Annotated in this window: 13 protein-coding genes, 1 pseudogene and 1 other annotated feature; of the genes and pseudogenes, 7 read left to right on the top strand and 7 right to left on the bottom strand. The window is 58.8% G+C overall.

What is annotated here, in order from left to right:
- Positions 1-67 precede the first annotated feature (67 nt).
- Complete coding sequence (locus tag AWB79_RS25385; protein ID WP_061170189.1) at positions 68-1,006, bottom strand: GntR family transcriptional regulator; 939 nt, start codon at positions 1,004-1,006, stop codon at positions 68-70.
- Positions 1,007-1,285: 279 nt separating this feature from the next.
- On the opposite strand from AWB79_RS25385, the gene dctA reads away from it, so the two are divergent.
- Entirely contained in the window at positions 1,286-2,635 is a 1,350-nt protein-coding gene (gene dctA / locus AWB79_RS25380; protein ID WP_061170188.1) for a C4-dicarboxylate transporter DctA, read from the top strand.
- 114 nt (positions 2,636-2,749) lie between these two features.
- On the opposite strand, the gene AWB79_RS25375 is transcribed toward dctA, so the two are convergent.
- The 4 genes from AWB79_RS25375 to AWB79_RS25360 form a co-directional block, all read right to left on the bottom strand.
- Positions 2,750-3,031: an antibiotic biosynthesis monooxygenase family protein gene (locus AWB79_RS25375; protein ID WP_374728564.1), complete on the bottom strand. Its 282-nt coding sequence runs from the start codon at positions 3,029-3,031 to the stop codon at positions 2,750-2,752.
- A gap of 23 nt (positions 3,032-3,054) precedes the next feature.
- Positions 3,055-3,801, bottom strand: a complete 747-nt coding sequence (locus AWB79_RS25370) for an ABC transporter substrate-binding protein (protein WP_061170225.1) — start codon at positions 3,799-3,801, stop codon at positions 3,055-3,057.
- A 363-nt stretch (positions 3,802-4,164) separates the two neighbouring features.
- A complete protein-coding gene (locus AWB79_RS25365; protein ID WP_061170186.1) occupies positions 4,165-5,487 on the bottom strand; it encodes an MFS transporter in 1,323 nt (440 codons plus the stop codon).
- Positions 5,488-5,540: 53 nt separating this feature from the next.
- Positions 5,541-6,602 carry a lactonase family protein gene (locus AWB79_RS25360; protein WP_061170224.1) on the bottom strand — a complete coding sequence of 354 codons (1,062 nt, stop codon included), beginning with the start codon at positions 6,600-6,602 and terminating at the stop codon, positions 5,541-5,543.
- A gap of 24 nt (positions 6,603-6,626) precedes the next feature.
- On the opposite strand from AWB79_RS25360, the gene AWB79_RS39685 reads away from it, so the two are divergent.
- Genes AWB79_RS39685 through AWB79_RS25350 form a run of 3 tightly spaced genes read left to right on the top strand, consistent with a single transcriptional unit; the run spans position 6,627 to position 10,402 of the window.
- Positions 6,627-6,860 carry a hypothetical protein gene (locus AWB79_RS39685; protein ID WP_157695846.1) on the top strand — a complete coding sequence of 78 codons (234 nt, stop codon included), beginning with the start codon at positions 6,627-6,629 and terminating at the stop codon, positions 6,858-6,860.
- Positions 6,847-9,474 carry an aconitate hydratase AcnA gene (gene acnA, locus AWB79_RS25355; RefSeq protein ID WP_061170185.1) on the top strand — a complete coding sequence of 876 codons (2,628 nt, stop codon included), beginning with the start codon at positions 6,847-6,849 and terminating at the stop codon, positions 9,472-9,474. The genes AWB79_RS39685 and acnA overlap by 14 nt, the downstream gene beginning before the upstream one ends.
- A gap of 34 nt (positions 9,475-9,508) precedes the next feature.
- Positions 9,509-10,402: a GntR family transcriptional regulator gene (locus AWB79_RS25350; protein WP_061170184.1), complete on the top strand. Its 894-nt coding sequence runs from the start codon at positions 9,509-9,511 to the stop codon at positions 10,400-10,402.
- Between the two features lie 545 nt (positions 10,403-10,947).
- Here AWB79_RS25350 and AWB79_RS25345 read toward each other — a convergent pair.
- The gene (locus AWB79_RS25345) at positions 10,948-11,178 is read right to left on the bottom strand and encodes a CsbD family protein (protein ID WP_061170183.1); all 231 of its coding nucleotides are present in this window, start codon (positions 11,176-11,178) and stop codon (positions 10,948-10,950) included.
- A gap of 436 nt (positions 11,179-11,614) precedes the next feature.
- Between AWB79_RS25345 and AWB79_RS38475 the strand changes: the two genes are divergently transcribed.
- The 3 genes from AWB79_RS38475 to ligD all read left to right on the top strand — a co-directional run bounded on the left by AWB79_RS38475 (position 11,615) and on the right by ligD (position 13,395).
- Positions 11,615-11,812: a hypothetical protein gene (locus tag AWB79_RS38475; protein WP_074169427.1), complete on the top strand. Its 198-nt coding sequence runs from the start codon at positions 11,615-11,617 to the stop codon at positions 11,810-11,812.
- 322 nt (positions 11,813-12,134) lie between these two features.
- On the top strand, positions 12,135-12,434 hold the full coding sequence (locus AWB79_RS25340) for a hypothetical protein (RefSeq protein WP_063963541.1): 300 nt from the start codon (positions 12,135-12,137) through the stop codon (positions 12,432-12,434).
- Complete coding sequence (gene ligD / locus AWB79_RS25335; protein ID WP_232471006.1) at positions 12,382-13,395, top strand: non-homologous end-joining DNA ligase; 1,014 nt, start codon at positions 12,382-12,384, stop codon at positions 13,393-13,395. Before AWB79_RS25340 ends, ligD begins: the two co-directional genes overlap by 53 nt.
- A 36-nt stretch (positions 13,396-13,431) precedes the next feature.
- Here ligD and AWB79_RS25330 read toward each other — a convergent pair.
- Positions 13,432-14,605 (bottom strand): annotated as a pseudogene (locus tag AWB79_RS25330) (IS3 family transposase).
- Positions 14,262-14,378: a sequence feature (AL1L pseudoknot), on the bottom strand. Its footprint overlaps the pseudogene before it by 117 nt.
- Positions 14,606-14,939: the final 334 nt, after the last annotated feature.

The raw sequence follows: 14,939 nt of genomic DNA, 5'->3' as shown, positions 1-14,939 counted from the left end.
CGCCTAAGTGTGTGGCAGAGCGCTACAGCACCTGCTTAGTGCGTCGCGCGGCCGGTTCTGTCAGGCGTCAGAAGTGCGCTTCCGGCAGACCACGCGCGGCTGCCGCTTGCTCTTCTTTTTCTTCAGCTTTCGCCTTGATTTTGCTTACTACGTCGAGGTGCTTACGCATGAACGCGGCGGCATGCTCCCGGCCGCCGCTCTCGATCAGATCGAGCATCTCCAGATGCTCCTGACATTGGCGGATGAGCCTCGGTCTATCGGTCGCCGCCTTGTATTCCATGAAGCGACGAAGCTGATTTTGACGCTCGAGTGCTTCGAGGAAAAACCGGTTGCCGGAACATCGAACAAGCATTTCATGAAACTCCGACCCGTTTTTGAACAGCATCGAACGCGGCAGCTTGAAAATATCGCCTTCGAGCATTTCCGTCTGAACCTTGCGTGCCCGTGCGAATGCGGCCTTGTCGATCTTGAAGCCGGGTTCAAGAATCGCCGCTGGCTCAATGGCCATTCGAAAACGATAACTTTGAATGTGTGCCTCACGGTCGTGCAAGAAGGGATTGATGCGCCATCCCTGCCCTGGCTTACGTGAAATCATCCCTTCGTTGGCCAGTCTCGACAAAATCTTGAGCAGTTGTCCACGTGGGACGTCAAATCTGCGCACCAACTCGGCCTCATAGAAATCTTGAGGAAGTTCACCAGTCAGGCAGTCGTCTGCGACGCGCAAATAGAGATCCTCAAGGGGATCCACGCCTAGCTCCAACTTGGCGATGTCAATGCCGTGTGCGTCAACCGCCAGAAAGATGCCTCGGTTACGCTCCTTTATCACAATTCCCTGTTCTGCTAGAAGCGCCAGCCCCCGGCGAACCGGCGAGCGCGACAGCCCGAGCTCCGCGGCAAGCGCCTCTTCACGTAGGTGCTCCCCAGACTTGAGCGCCCGGGTGCGGGCTATGTCGATAATCTTGGCTGCCACCTGGTCTGCCAGTGCGCCGCCCGTCTCAGTTTTCATTCGAGTGTCACCGTCTTTGCGATTTTCGGCCGATTGTTGCGATTTGGAAGATAGCACAAGCCTTCACTGACATTGTAGCGATGGCTTGGGAGCTCCACCTCGGGTCTTCCCGAGCATTACAAATTCCAAGAATGTACTATATTGCCATCCAATACAATATGCTGAGCACGGACCGGATCGCGCCGGCGAGGCATCGAAGAAGTAATTACCGGGAAAACATCAGGTCCCGCAGCCGGGTTTGACCGGAATGCAGGCCTTGCGAAACATCAGGAGACAGACGTGCGCTTTTCTCTTCGGGGGGTGATCAAGCCCTTATACGTTCAAGTCCTAATTGGCGTGGCGCTCGGCATTGCCTTCGGTGCGATTGAGCCTAAACTCGGCGCAGACATGAAAACGCTGGGCGACGCTTTCATCAAGCTCGTCAAGATGCTCGTCGCTCCGATCGTTTTCGCGACAGTGGTCACTGGCATTGCGAAGATGGGAGATATAAAAGCTGTCGGCCGGGTTGGGTTGAAGGCGCTGATCTACTTCGAGATTGTCACGACCGGCGCGCTTGCCATCGGTCTCATCGTGGGGCACGTGATGAATCCCGGCGGAGGCATGAACGTCGATCCCAAGACGCTGAGCCTCGCGAGCGTTGCGGGCTATGCCAAAGTAGCGTCGGAGCAATCCGTAAAGGATTTCTTCATGCACATCATTCCAGACAGCTTTTTTGGCGCGTTTGTACACGGTGATATTCTTCCCGTCGTATTTATCGCCGTCCTCTTCGGCTTGGCGCTTGCGCACGCAGGCGACTGCGCGAAATCTCTCGTCAACATCGTCGATGAGTTTCTTCATACGATGTTTGGTGTCGTGACATTCGTTATGCGCTTCGCCCCGATCGGCGCGTTCGGCGCGATTTCCTTCACCGTCGGGAAGTACGGTCTTGCAAGCCTGCTTGCGCTAGGCCAATTGATGCTCGCGTTCTACGTGACATGTATTCTTTTCGTTTTGGTCGTGCTTGGACTGATCCTGAAGTTTTGTGGAATTAACGTCTTCCGTTTCATCGCATTCCTGAAAACGGAGATCCTGATCACGCTCGGTACGTCCAGCGCAGAACCTGCGCTGCCACGGCTCCTCGAAAAGCTGGAACGCATGGGCTGTGAGAAATCAGTCGTCGGGCTTGTGGTGCCAACTGGGTACGCATTCAACCTCGACGGCGTGTGTATCTATTTGACAATGGCGGTTGTTTTCATCTCTCAGGCGACTAACACCCCAATGACGTTAGGTGAGGAGATCGTCGTACTGGCAATGGGCCTGGTCACATCAAAAGGCATGAGCGGAGTGCCGGGCGGTGGTTTCGTCGCGCTCGCGGCTACTTTGTCGAGCGTTCACGTCCTACCACTCAGCGCAATCGCCCTCCTTGTCGGAATCGATAGATTCATGGGCGAAGCGAGGTCTGTCACTTCCATCATCGGAAACGCGGTAGCCGCTGTGGTTGTCGCCAAATGGGAGAAGGCTTTCGATCCCGAAAAAGCGCACCAGGCGCTTTATCATCAGGCGCAGGTCGAAGCAGAACTTTCTGACGTCGACGCCTCAATTTCGAGTCAAGAATTAACCGCGGGACAAGACGCCGTCGTTCAACGATAACGCCGTCAGTACCGTAACGAGCGTCCAAGCGACGCTCGACCATCGACTGCATTGAGAGTCAAATCAGACACCGAAGGTCGCCCTACCTTTTCTCGCGAGAGCGACGCCCTTTTTCTATCCGACCGCGACCTCGGCGTGCGTAACAGTTGGAGGTGTCTTGAAGAACGATCCAACGAGCCGTCGCCACTCCTGAAAGTCCTCGGACTCCCTGAAGGTGACCATGTGGTCTGCCACCGTATCCCATCGAACCATTAGCGTGTACCGCTCCGCATGCTCGATGGTTCGAAGCAGCTTCACTTCGCTGCAACCCTTTGCGCGCAGAAACAGCGGTACGGCTTGCGCAACGCCTGCTTCGAATTCGGCCCCTTTTCCAGGCAGAATCTCGATCTGAGCCATTTCAAATACCATCAGTCACCTCATCACTTGTTGGAACTAGCGCTTGGGGCCAACGTGGCGCCGTCGACGCGATGATTTCGCATCGCTTCGTCGATGAAACCGGTAGATTTCATTTCTTCAACGAATTCGCGCAGAAAGCGCGCAGCGGGTTCGCCCTTTGACTTGGGAAGTCCCATCGCTTGCTGAATGACCATAAAGCGCTTATCAAGGAGTCGCAAGTTAGGGGAACGCTTGAGCTCTTGCTCCAGAACTTGCTTCACACCAGCGGCTACATCGAGCTCGTCGCTCAGGAACGTTTCGACCACTACCTGAGAAGACGCGGCCCGCACGAGCGTCGCCGACTTGATCTCGCGAGAAAGAAAGAGATCGTATGCAGTTCCCTTCCCTACCGCGATTCTGACGCCCTCGCGATCGACATCGGCGTTATCTTTGAAGGGCGAATCGTGGCGTACCAAATAAAAGCCCTCAATCAGCAGATAGGGTTCGGTGAAAGCGATCGCTGCACCCCGAGCTGGATCGACCGCGAAGAAGCCAATGTCCGCCCTTTCGCTTGCGACGGCCTCCACGGAGTCTCTGGCGGTGTTGAATACGACCAACTCAAGTTCAACGCTCAGTTTCTCTGCCAGCTTCCTTGCGAGGTCGACCGAAATACCCGTAGGTAAGACCTGCGCATCCGGGCGGTTTGCCAGAACTGGATTGCCGAGATTGATCGAAGCCCGCAGTTTGCCGTCGGGCGCAAATGTATCGATAAGGGATTTGTCAACGAACATGCCGACCTCATGGAGCGAAAAGAGGAAAAAGAAAAAGGCGTGCGCGCGCTGTGGCACAGCACAAGCGAGCACTCGCCGCTGATTTTGTACTTCGAAGAAGTAAAGACAAGTATGGACCGGTTCGTCCGCAATCTAAGCTTTCGGAACGGAATCTGGTCGTGGGCCGGTTTGACTGCGACACTTTTTCCCTGGCCGAAATAGGAGGCGTCGAGATTAAGGTGGCGCATCGCGGAAATGCACGCGCTGCGGATCAAGGACAAGCGCTGTCGGCGTGTCGCACGCGCCGACGCTCTACTCGCTGTTATTGTGGAAAAGGCTAGGTCGTCCGAGCGAGGAATAACCTGACGCTAATCAGTCAGTTAGTCAGTGACCTGGCTTTGCCACCGCGATCGACCCTTCTGGTCCATGTTCTGCGAGTCGAATGAAGAGGGTCATGAGGAAAGAAGCGACGAGCAGACCCGACAGGAATAGCAAGCCATGCGTCGCGCTGCCGTCGGAGCCCTTGATATAGCCGATTGCGAACGGCCCGACGAAGCCGCCGAGATTGCCCACCGAATTGATCACCGCAATGGAAACGGCCGCGGTCGAGCGCGTGAGGAACAGCGTCGGCAATGCCCAGAACGGCGACTTGAAAGCATAGAGACCGGCAAGGCTCAGGCTTATCATCGTAATCGATACATACGGGTTCGTCGCAAGACCTGCGCCGAGCAGCGCGGCGGCCGCCAGCGCGAGCGGAATCGCGGAATGTAGGCGGCGTTCGTTGCGGCGATCCGACCTGCGCGACCACAGCACCATCACGATCGTCGCGAAAAGATACGGCACCATCGCAATGAGGCCCACCTGCGTATGACTCAGCGTCTTCGAAAAGCCCTTGATGATCTGCGGCATCCAGTAACCGACGCCGAGACTGCCGCACTGATACACAAAATAGATGAACGAAAGGTACAGCACCTTCGGATTGGTCATCGCCTTGAGTGAGCCGAAGTGCTTCGCGCCAGGCCGCGCCTTCGCGTCGCCCGCGAGCTGATCGAGTAGCCACTCGCGTTCCTCGGGCTTGAGCCACTTGGCGTCGGACGGCTTGTCGGTCAACCAGGCGAAGCACATGACGCCGCCGATCAGCGCGGGCGCGCCTTCGAGCACGAGCATCCAGCGCCAGCCGCTCCACCCGAGCCAGTGCACGTTGTCCATGATCCACGTTGAAAGCGGCGCGCCGATGATGTACGACACCGGAATTGCCGCCGTGAAAAGCGCGACGGTCGTCGCGAGTTCTTTCGCGCGGAACCAGTACGTCAGATAAACGATGATGCCGGGAAAGAATCCCGCTTCCGCGACGCCCAGCAGAAAGCGCAGCACATAGAGCTGCGTGGCGTTTTGCACGAACGCCGAAATTACCGCGACCACGCCCCACGTGAGCAGAATCCGCGCGATCCACACGCGCGCGCCAAACTTGTTGAGCATCACGTTGCTGGGCACTTCGAACAGGAAATATCCAATGAAGAAGATGCCCGACACGAAGCCGAACGCCTCGCTGCTCAAGGCGAGTTCCTTGTTCATCTGCAGCGCGGCATAACCGATGTTCGCGCGATCCAGATACGAAATGATGTAGAGGATGAACACGAACGGAATGATGCGCCAGGAAATCTTGCGGACCAGCGCGCGTTCGTCGATTGCAGTGGATGTTTGCATGTTTCGCTTTCCGGCGGCATGCCGCCGGACCTTCAAAAGAGATGGAAGCGGCCTTACGCGTGATGCGTCGAGAACACCATGCAGACCGGGCTGCCGGACTGGATGGAGAAGCCCGTCGGCTTGAGCGCGCCGTTCTCGACATCGATGGAAAACGCGACGATGCTGTCGCTGTCTTCGTTCAATGCATACATGAAGCGGCCATCGGGCGTGCTGGTGATGAAGCGGGGCGTGCGCCCAGCGGTTTGCGTCACGCCGAGGAAGGTCAGATGGCCCGTCGACTGATCGATGCGGTACGTCGCGATGCTGTCGTAGCCGCGATTGGACGCATAGACGAAACGCCCAGTGCGATCGACTTCGATCTCCGATGCGCGGCTGTTGCCCGTGTACGTGTCAGGCAGCGACGAAACGATCTGCAACGGTTGCAGCGCGCCCGTGGCCTTGTCATAGCGATACGTCGTCACGGTCGAATCGAGTTCGTTGATGACATACGCATGCGTGCCCTTTGGATGGAACGCGATGTGTCGCGGCCCCGCCGTCTCGCGCGTGGTCACGAACGGCGCTTGCGCCGGCGTCAATTGTCCGTCCTTGAAGCGGAACGAAAACACGCGGTCCAGTCCCTTGTCCGGCACGATCACGAACTCGCCCGTCGGATCGAACGGATTGAAATGTGGCTTCGCCTGCTTCTGTTCCACGCGATGCGGACCGATCGGGCCTTCGAGCTTCACCAGTTGCGTGAGCGGCTGGAGCGAGCCGTCGGCGGCGATCGGCAACACGGCGAGACTCGCGCCGATATGGTTCGACACGACGATATAACGTCCCGTCGGATCGATCGCGAGGTGCACCGGGTTCTTGCCCTCGGTGCTTTGCTTGTTCAGGAACTTCAGTTCGCCGGTAGCTTTATCGACCCGGAACGCGCTGATGTCGCTCAGATCGCCGTGCACGGTGTAGAGACGCTCGCCGTTGGCGGATAGCGCGAGAAACGACGGGTTGACGAGATCCTTAACGAGCTGTACGAGCGTGAGCGCGCCCGTCGCGGTATCGACGCGATAGACGCTGATGCCGTCGCCGCGTGCGTTGCGTTCGCGTGTGGTCCGCGATCCGACGTAAGCAAACATGGGTGTTCTTTCCTTGATGTTGGATTGGCCGACAGTCTTTCCGCTTCCGAAAACCGACGGGGTTATCACGCCCAGAACGGCCAGCGCGCCGAGCGAAGCGATGCCCTGCAAGGCTTTGCGGCGGCCCGCCACGTCAGTATCGGCGCGTTCTGCGCTGGTTTTCTCCACGGTGTCTCCTGTTTTTTCGTGATCTGGGGTTTGCACTATATTGCATTTTTAACCATTGAAATGCAAAAATACAGTCATGGAAAACACTAACGCCCCCTCTCAAGCCCGTTTGAGCGTCGACGGCATGCCGTATCTCTACGTCGATCTGCCCGCTCTTTTCGGCGACAAATTGCGCGAATTGCCCGTGGTGCTGCGGCTTCTGCTCGAGAACGTCGTCCGCAACACGGAAGGCGCGGAGCGCGAGCACGCGGTCGCTGGCATCCTGGGCTGGACGCAACGAGCGACCAGCGAAGCGGAGATAGCCTTTCAGCCGAATCGTGTACTGATGCACGACACGACCAGCACTCCCGCGCTCGTCGACATCGCCGGCATGCGCGACGCGCTCGCCGAAGCCGGCGCCGATCCGTCCGCGCTCAATCCGGTGTTGCCGGTGGATTCCTCAGTGGATCACTCGCTCGCCGTCGAATATTTCGCGCGGCCCGACGCAGCACCAGAGAATCTTGCGCTCGAACTGAGGCGCAACGCGGAGCGCTATCGCTTTCTGCGATGGGCGTCGAAGGCGCTGACGGGCGTGCGAATTCATCCGCCGGGCACCGGGATCATGCATACAATCAACCTCGAACAGCTCGCGACCGTCGTCACGACGGTCGAGCGCGATGGCGAAACCTGGGCCGTGCCTGATACGCTCATCGGTACGGATAGCCATACGCCGATGATCAACGGCATCGGCGTGCTCGGCTGGGGCGTAGGCGGACTGGAAGCGCAGACGGTGATGTTCGGCATGCCGGTGATGCAGCGCATTCCCGATGTAATCGGCGTGCGGCTCACGGGCGCCCTAAAGCCGGGCGTGCTCGCGACCGATCTGGCGTTGACGGTCACGCAAAGACTGCGTGCGATCGGTGTTTCGGGCGAGTTCGTGGAATTCTTCGGGCCGGGCGTATCGACGTTGACGGCAGGTGATCGAGCCGTTGTCGCGAACATGGCGCCGGAATATGGCGCATCGACGGGTTTCTTCCCCGTCGATCAGCACACGCTGGACTATTTGCGCGCGACGAATCGTCCCGAGTCATCGATTCGCCTGGTCGAAGCGTTCACGCGCGCGGCGGGTGTGTGGTTCGATCCCGAAAGCGCGCCCCGCTACTCGCGCACGATCGATATCGATCTGGGCAATATCGGCATGCACATCGCCGGTCCGCGTCGTCCGCAGGATCTGCTCGATTATTCGCAGACTCGCGACGCGCTCGCTAAGATTGATTTCCTGCCTGCATCAAAGCACGCGTCCATGCCGAAGCATCCGGTTGCGATCGCTGCCATAACGAGCTGCACGAACACGTCGGATCCGGCGCTGCTGGTCGCCGCCGGACTACTGGCGCGCAAGGCCCGTTCGCTCGGTCTTAAGGTGCCGTCGTGGATCAAGACCTCGCTAGGTCCCGGTTCGCCCGCCGCTGCCGCGTATCTCGAACGTGCGAACTTAATCGACGATCTGTCTTCGGTTGGATTCGATATCGTCGGCTTCGGATGCACGACGTGCATCGGCAATTCGGGGCCGCTGACAGCGCCGATCCGCGACGCGATCGCCGACAAAAGCATATATCCCGTCGCGATGCTGTCTGGCAATCGCAACTTCCCCGGCCGCATTCATCCCGATCTTGACCTCGGCTTCATCATGTCGCCGCCTCTCGTCATCGCGTTCGCACTCGCCGGCGATGCCGAAGCCGATTTGAGCCGTGATGCGATTCAGCATACGCAGGACGGCAAGCCGGTTTACCTGCGCGACATCTGGCCGACGCGCGAAGAAGTCGCCGCACTGGTCGCTGCGGCCGCCGATCCTCGAGATTATCCGCGCGCATTCGCCATCGCGAGCAAAAACCCCGCTTGGCACGATCTTGAAGCGCCAGACACCGCACGCTTCCCGTGGACCCCGGCATCGACGGCATTGCGCCGGCCGCCGTTTGCGTCGGCGTCGGAGGGCAGCCAGCTCGGCAACTACTGCGCCTATCCGCTGCTCGTGCTCGGCGACGACGTGACGACCGATCACATCTCACCGGCTAGCGCGATCCCGAAGAACAGTTTTGTAGCTGATTTTCTCGTCGAGCGGGGCGACGATCGCAACGACCTTAACGTGTTCGCATCGCGCCGCGGCAACTGGGAAGTGATGGTGCGCGCCGCTTTTTACAGCAAGACTCTCGTGAACAAGCTTGCCCCCGGCGTACCCGTCGCACACACACTGCATGTGCCGAGTGGCGACGTGATGCCGATCTTCGAAGCAGCGCAGCGTTATCACGACGAAGGTCATTCAGTCGTGCTGGTCGCGGGCGAGCGCTACGGCACAGGTTCGTCGCGCGACTGGGCCGCGAAGGGGCAGCGCCTGCTCGGCATCCGCGCGGTGCTGGCGATGAGCTTTGAGCGCATCCATCGCTCCAACCTGATCGGCATGGGTATCCTGCCACTGCGCTTCGCGGCTGGCATTGGCCCTGACACGCTCGATCTGCAGCCAGGTGATAGGCTCGAAGTCGACGCGCCCGCTGGCATGCTGTCGCCGCGCTGTAAAGTGTCAGTCAAAATCATGCGTGCGAACGGCAGCGTGGAGCCGGTCAATGCGACTGCCGCCGTCGAAACACAACTCGAATGCCGCTTGCTGCGCTCAGGCGGCGTCATCCCGCTGATACTGCAAAAACACCTCACGCGGGAAGAGGAGGCCTGAGCGCGTCGCTGCGTCGCGTAGAAGGAAATTGAAAATGATCGACCGCTCAATTGCGACTCAGATTGTCGAGCTTATAAAGAACGAAGGCTTGATGGCCGGCGCACACCTGCCAGCGCAAATGCTGGCGGATCGCTTGCGTGTATCGCGCTCGCCCGTCAACGAGGCGCTCGCCCTGCTGCACGAAAAGGGCGTTCTTACGCGCGAAAAAAATCGCGGATTCTTTGTCGCCAAGCCGGTGACCGAGTCACTATCGGATGTCGTCGATGAGCTCGGGCTCGCCGAAACCGATGTCGTGACGAGCGTGTATTTTCGAATCGCCGATGATCGGCTCAAAGGCGCCCTGCCCGAGGAGTTCTCCGAGCAGATGATCCGCACTCGCTACGGTCTGACGAGCGCACAGCTTACCGCCGTGCTCACACGCATTTCTCAGGAAGGCTGGGCCGAGCGCAAACCTGGCTACGGCTGGCAGTTCTCGACAATGCTCACCACGCCCGACAGCCTGCTCAAGTCATATCGCCTGCGTCTCGCGCTGGAGCCGGCCGCGTTGCTCGAACCGGGTTATCGGTTGGAGAGAAAAGTACTGGAGCGCTGCCGCGATGTGGAAAAGCATCTGCTTGCGGGCGGCATCGAAACCGACACCGCCGATCAATTGCACGAGCGCGGGGTGCGCTTTCATGAGTCGCTTGTCGAGGCATCGGGGAACAGCTTTTTCATCGACACAATTAAACGAGTGAATCGCGTGCGACGCCTGCTTTCCTATCGTTCGATGCAGCATCGGGAACGTTACGCCGAGCATGCGAAGCAGCATCTCGAAGTGCTCGATCTACTTGAGCGCGAAAAGAACGAAGAAGCATCCGAAGCGATGCGCCGGCATTTACTTCATACGCTCGATTCACTTGCAAGTATCAGTCAAATTCTCGGACCTTGAGAGCGTTCAAGCCCTCAAATCGCCTTCCGACAACGACCCTACACATGCTTAGGATGTCATGTCACGGCCAGATGGTGGGATGGTCGCCTCCCGTCTCAACGGCCAAACAGGCGCTGCAGGCTCTCGCCGTGGACATGCGACATTGATGGTTCGGCGTTCCCGCCGCCAAGGAGAACTAGATGGAACCCGCGATCATTGCCCATCGACCTAGCTAAGCGCGTTTTCCAGATTCACGACGTCGAACCCAAAACCGGCGCCATTCACAGCAAGGTTCTCAAACCGCGCAGCTTGTGCCGTTCTTTACCGATACTGCTGCGCAACCTGCACGATTGCTTGAGATCGGCTCGGGTGAATGCGCGCAACTAGAAACTCAAGCCCAGGATTGCAGAAATGCATTCGCTGGTGCGTCAAAATCGCAGCCGCTGACACCGGAAGACACCGGAAGGTCGGCTGCAATTCGGTGAACGAAAACGCCCGCGAGAGGCGGGCATCGCTGTAATAGGTGAATCGAGCCGCTTAAGACGGCTTGGCCAATCACGGTTCGCTTACGGCTTTGCCGTATCGTCCGTTGAGTCCTTCAGGTCTTCTTTGGCGTCACCGACGTCCTTGCGCACTTCGCCTTCGACCCGCTGCGCATCGCCCTTCGCTTCCTGCGTGGGATCGTTCGTCATTTTGCCGACGCCCTCGTTGATCTTGCCTTTGACCTTCTCCCCGACGGCCTTCGCCTGGTCTTCATTCGTGATCTCTCTCCCAGTTTGCCTGCGGCATGCAGGCATGACGACATCAGCGCAAAGACGATGCCGCGTCACGACGGCAGGCGGCGTCTATCGCCGGATCTCGCCTCTGACCGATTTTCACCAGTGAAAACGCCCTCTTTCCGCCTTCGCAAAAATCGCACCGTTGATAACGAGAAGTAATCACAGGTACTATTTTGCGCAGATTCGAATAAGTACTGCCTCGCATTTTGTTGTGAGCGATTATCTAATACGAACGGCCGGATTGTTTTTTGCCGTATTGTTAACCCTGATTAACATGACGGTTAGACGCATGTTTTAATCCCTGCCCGGTCGACAAAAATTAGACCGCGACAGAATGTTTCCCCGCGGAACCAAACGATTCGTCAGATCCACTATGAGGTCGTTGGCCGCTGCGGCTGGGCTACCAAGTCGTTTCGCAAAAATAAAAATATCAGCATTTATCTGGGAGAGAGACATGCTAAGTCCCCATGAGTTTGCCACGCTAATGCTTGTCAGCACCGCACCGGATCAGATTGACCTTGATCGCGAAGAACTCGACATTCTGATGGAACGTCAGTTGGTCGAACTCGAACAACTTGCCTCAGGTCTTCCGCGTCCTCGTTTGACCGTTGATGGCCGTGCCGTACTGCAAGCCGTAGCTCGCTTGCACTGACTCGCGCGGCGGTTATAGGGCTGCGCCCTCAGCCCCTTTACGCGCCTACAGTTCGCCGTTCGACGCGGGAGTGTTGGCGCCTCTCGCTACGACCCTAGGGCAGCACGTTTCGACGTCGCAACTTGCGTGGAAAATAAAAAACCCGCTCGATTGAGCGGGTTGAATCCATATCGGTGGACATGGAGGAGACGAACTTAGTATAAACCCTTACGGCTCGACTGCAAGTCCTTTTTTCGACCTGCAGCAGATAGTCAACGGTTCGCTTTTTTCCGGGTTCCCTACGGGCGCAACGCTTGCGTATTTGCAGGCGGGAGGTGCCACCATGAAAGCGACCGCATTTCTAGAACAGGCCAAACGAGAAGCGAAGCTCGTCGATGCGCTTCTCGTTGCGCGCTATGCACTCGTCATCCATGACGGCATGACGCTCTTGGGGGATGACGAACCACCCACGCGGTGGCGCGTCAGTTTCAGGACCGAGCTCGAACGCATCGACGCGGCGCTCCAGATGGCGGGCATCGACACGCAGCAACCGCTTTGTCCGCCGGTGCTCGACTGGAGCGATGGCGACGGTGACCATCAGCACGATGGCGACGGCGTGCCGCCGGACGCCGGCGACAAGTGACATGGGGCGTTGGAACTGTTCGCGCGCGACGCGCGTACGCGCGCCCGAGACTGCGCCCGGCGAAATGCCGGTTCTCATTGAGCCTCAATTGGCGACGCTGGTCGAACGTCACCCCGTGGAAGGGGCATGGTCCTATGAAATCAAGTTCGACGGCTATCGAATGCTCGCGCGCATTGAGTCGGGCGACGTCAAGCTGATCACTCGAAACGGACACGATTGGACTGAGCGCATGCCGCGCCTACGAGACGCGTTGGCGGACCTGCCGGCCGATAGTGCCTGGATTGACGGGGAGGCAGTCGTGCTGGACGCCAGCGGCAAGCCCGATTTCAACTCACTGCAGAACGCTTTCGACCGGCGCAGCACGGCAAACATCGTCCTGTACGTCTTTGATCTGTTGTGGTTCAACGGCACTGACCTTCGCGAGCAGCCGCTCCGGACGCGCCGCGCCCTGCTTCACGAACTAATGCAAAGCGTCGAAAGCCCCCTGCTTCGCTATTCCGACGACTTCGCCGAGGATCCGGTATCGCTCGTAGCCTCCTCTTGCAAGATGAAACTTGAAGGCATCATCGGCAAGCGCGCGGACGCGCCGTATCGGTCGGGTCGCTCAAACGACTGGCAAAAACTCAAATGCAATCTCAGGCAAGAGTTCGTGATCGGCGGCTTCTCGCGTGTGAAGGGCGCCAAGACGGGCGTGCGCTCGCTGTTGCTGGGCGTCTACGAGCAAGATGGAACGCTCAGGTACGCGGGCCACGTTGCGCCTCATCTGACGCCCTCACGTGCTGCCGCGCTCGGCAAGCGCGCTCAAGCCTTACTTCAGGCTCAGCCCGCCTTCTACAACGCACCTCAACCCGAGCGCGATCGCGAATTTTACTGGCTCGTGCCCGACATCGTGGCTGAAGTGTCGTTCCTGGAGTGGACGCCCAACGGCGAAATCCGGCATCCCGTATTCCACGCCCTTTGAATCGGCCCGGGTTTCCCGGAGACCATTTTGCTTGAGTCACGCCCCGATGGCGGACCCAGCGAGTTGACGATAGTAAGCTGCTTCGGCTTCGGCGGGTGGAATGTTGCCAATCGGTCCGAACAGGCGGCGGTGATTGAACCAGTCGACCCATTCGAGCGTCGCCAGTTCGACGGCCTGCAGATTGCGCCACGGACCGCGTTTATGAATGACTTCCGCCTTGTACAAGCCGTTGATCGTCTCGGCCAGCGCATTGTCGTACGAGTCGCCAACACTGCCCACAGACGGCTCGATACCAGCGTCCTTCAGGCGCTCCGTGTAGCGGATCGAGACATACTGCACGCCGCGGTCGGAATGATGGATCAACCGGTCCTGCTCCTCAGGTTGGCGCGCGTAAAGTGCTTGCTCCAGCGCGTCCAGTACGAAGTCCGTGCGGGCCGATGCCGACACGCGCCAGCCAACGATGTAGCGAGCAAACACGTCGATGATGAACGCGACATAGACGAATCCCTGCCAGCTCGAAACATAGGTGAAATCCGACACCCACAGTGCGTTGGGTCGATCGGCCTGGAACTGTCGGTTCACGCGATCCCGCGGGCACGGTGTAGCGGGATCACTAACCGTGGTCCGGATCTTCTTGCCGCGCCGCACGCCCTGCAGGCCGAGTTTTTCATCAGTCGCTCGACCGTACAGCGTGCTACCTGGATGCCTTCACGCAGCAACTGCCCCCAGACCTTGGCCGCCCCATACACCTCGAAGTTCTCTTTAAAGACACGACGGATCTCGTCGCTCAGCGATGCGTCCCGCTTCGCCCGTGCTGACATCAATTCCGGATCGGCCAGTCTTGCTGCATGCGTGTAGTAGGTCGACGGAGCGATCGGCAACACCCTGCAGATCGGCTCGACCCCGTAGACCGCCCGGTGATCATTGATGAATGTCACCATCACTTCGGTCGGCGGTCGAGCTCCGCCTGCGCGAAATATGCGGACGCCTTACGCAGGATTTCGTTGACCTGCCGCAGCTCCCGGTTCTCTCGCTCAAGCTCCCTGATCCGCTCCTGTTCCTGCGTTGTCGATCCCGGTCGCAGCCCGCGATCCCGCTCTGCCTGCCGCACCCAGCTGCGTAGCGTCTCACCGGAGCAGCCGAACTTCGCCGCAATTGACGCGATCACCTTCCATTGCGAACCGGGCTCGCCCCGATGCTCCAGAACCATCCGTACCGCACGTTCGCGCACTTGACCGGCCGCGCCGAGCCGCTTACGCAGCCTCCGTTCGCTACACGAAAGAGCTGTTCATACCCGATTTACCGCGACCACCAATAAGGCACCCCAGCAGCGGGGCGGACTCCTTTGGCGCGGCGTCGCGACAGCGGTTCCGGGCTATGCCCTTCACCGCTGCCGCAACGCCATTACTCTCATCCTGATTATATGAACGCCCCCGATGCGCCAGGTTTTTTTTGTGCTCAGATTGACAGGATAGGTTGCAGCTTTATATTCGGCCTTTTTGCAGCCTCATTCGCTGCTGGCCCCGATGAAATCCGCTGACTCG

The sequence above is a fragment of the Caballeronia hypogeia genome (assembly GCF_001544875.2).
Taxonomy (GTDB): Bacteria; Pseudomonadota; Gammaproteobacteria; order Burkholderiales; family Burkholderiaceae; genus Caballeronia; species Caballeronia hypogeia.
The sequence above is the reverse complement of the archived record's forward strand: the minus strand, read 5'-3'. Positions and strand labels throughout refer to the sequence as shown.

Bases quoted from the DNA above. Each gene is read 5' to 3' on its own strand.
- AWB79_RS25375 (WP_374728564.1), bottom strand. From the start codon at position 3,031: ATGGCTCAGATCGAGATTCTGCCTGGAAAAGGGGCCGAATTCGAAGCA.
- AWB79_RS25365 (WP_061170186.1), bottom strand. From the start codon at position 5,487: ATGCAAACATCCACTGCAATCGACGAACGCGCGCTGGTCCGCAAGATT.
- AWB79_RS25345 (WP_061170183.1), bottom strand. From the start codon at position 11,178: ATGCCTGCATGCCGCAGGCAAACTGGGAGAGAGATCACGAATGAAGAC.
- AWB79_RS25385 (WP_061170189.1), bottom strand. From the start codon at position 1,006: ATGAAAACTGAGACGGGCGGCGCACTGGCAGACCAGGTGGCAGCCAAG.
- AWB79_RS25340 (WP_063963541.1), top strand. From the start codon at position 12,135: ATGAAAGCGACCGCATTTCTAGAACAGGCCAAACGAGAAGCGAAGCTC.
- AWB79_RS25360 (WP_061170224.1), bottom strand. From the start codon at position 6,602: ATGTTTGCTTACGTCGGATCGCGGACCACACGCGAACGCAACGCACGC.
- AWB79_RS25370 (WP_061170225.1), bottom strand. From the start codon at position 3,801: ATGTTCGTTGACAAATCCCTTATCGATACATTTGCGCCCGACGGCAAA.
- acnA (WP_061170185.1), top strand. From the start codon at position 6,847: ATGGAAAACACTAACGCCCCCTCTCAAGCCCGTTTGAGCGTCGACGGC.
- AWB79_RS25350 (WP_061170184.1), top strand. From the start codon at position 9,509: ATGATCGACCGCTCAATTGCGACTCAGATTGTCGAGCTTATAAAGAAC.
- AWB79_RS38475 (WP_074169427.1), top strand. From the start codon at position 11,615: ATGCTAAGTCCCCATGAGTTTGCCACGCTAATGCTTGTCAGCACCGCA.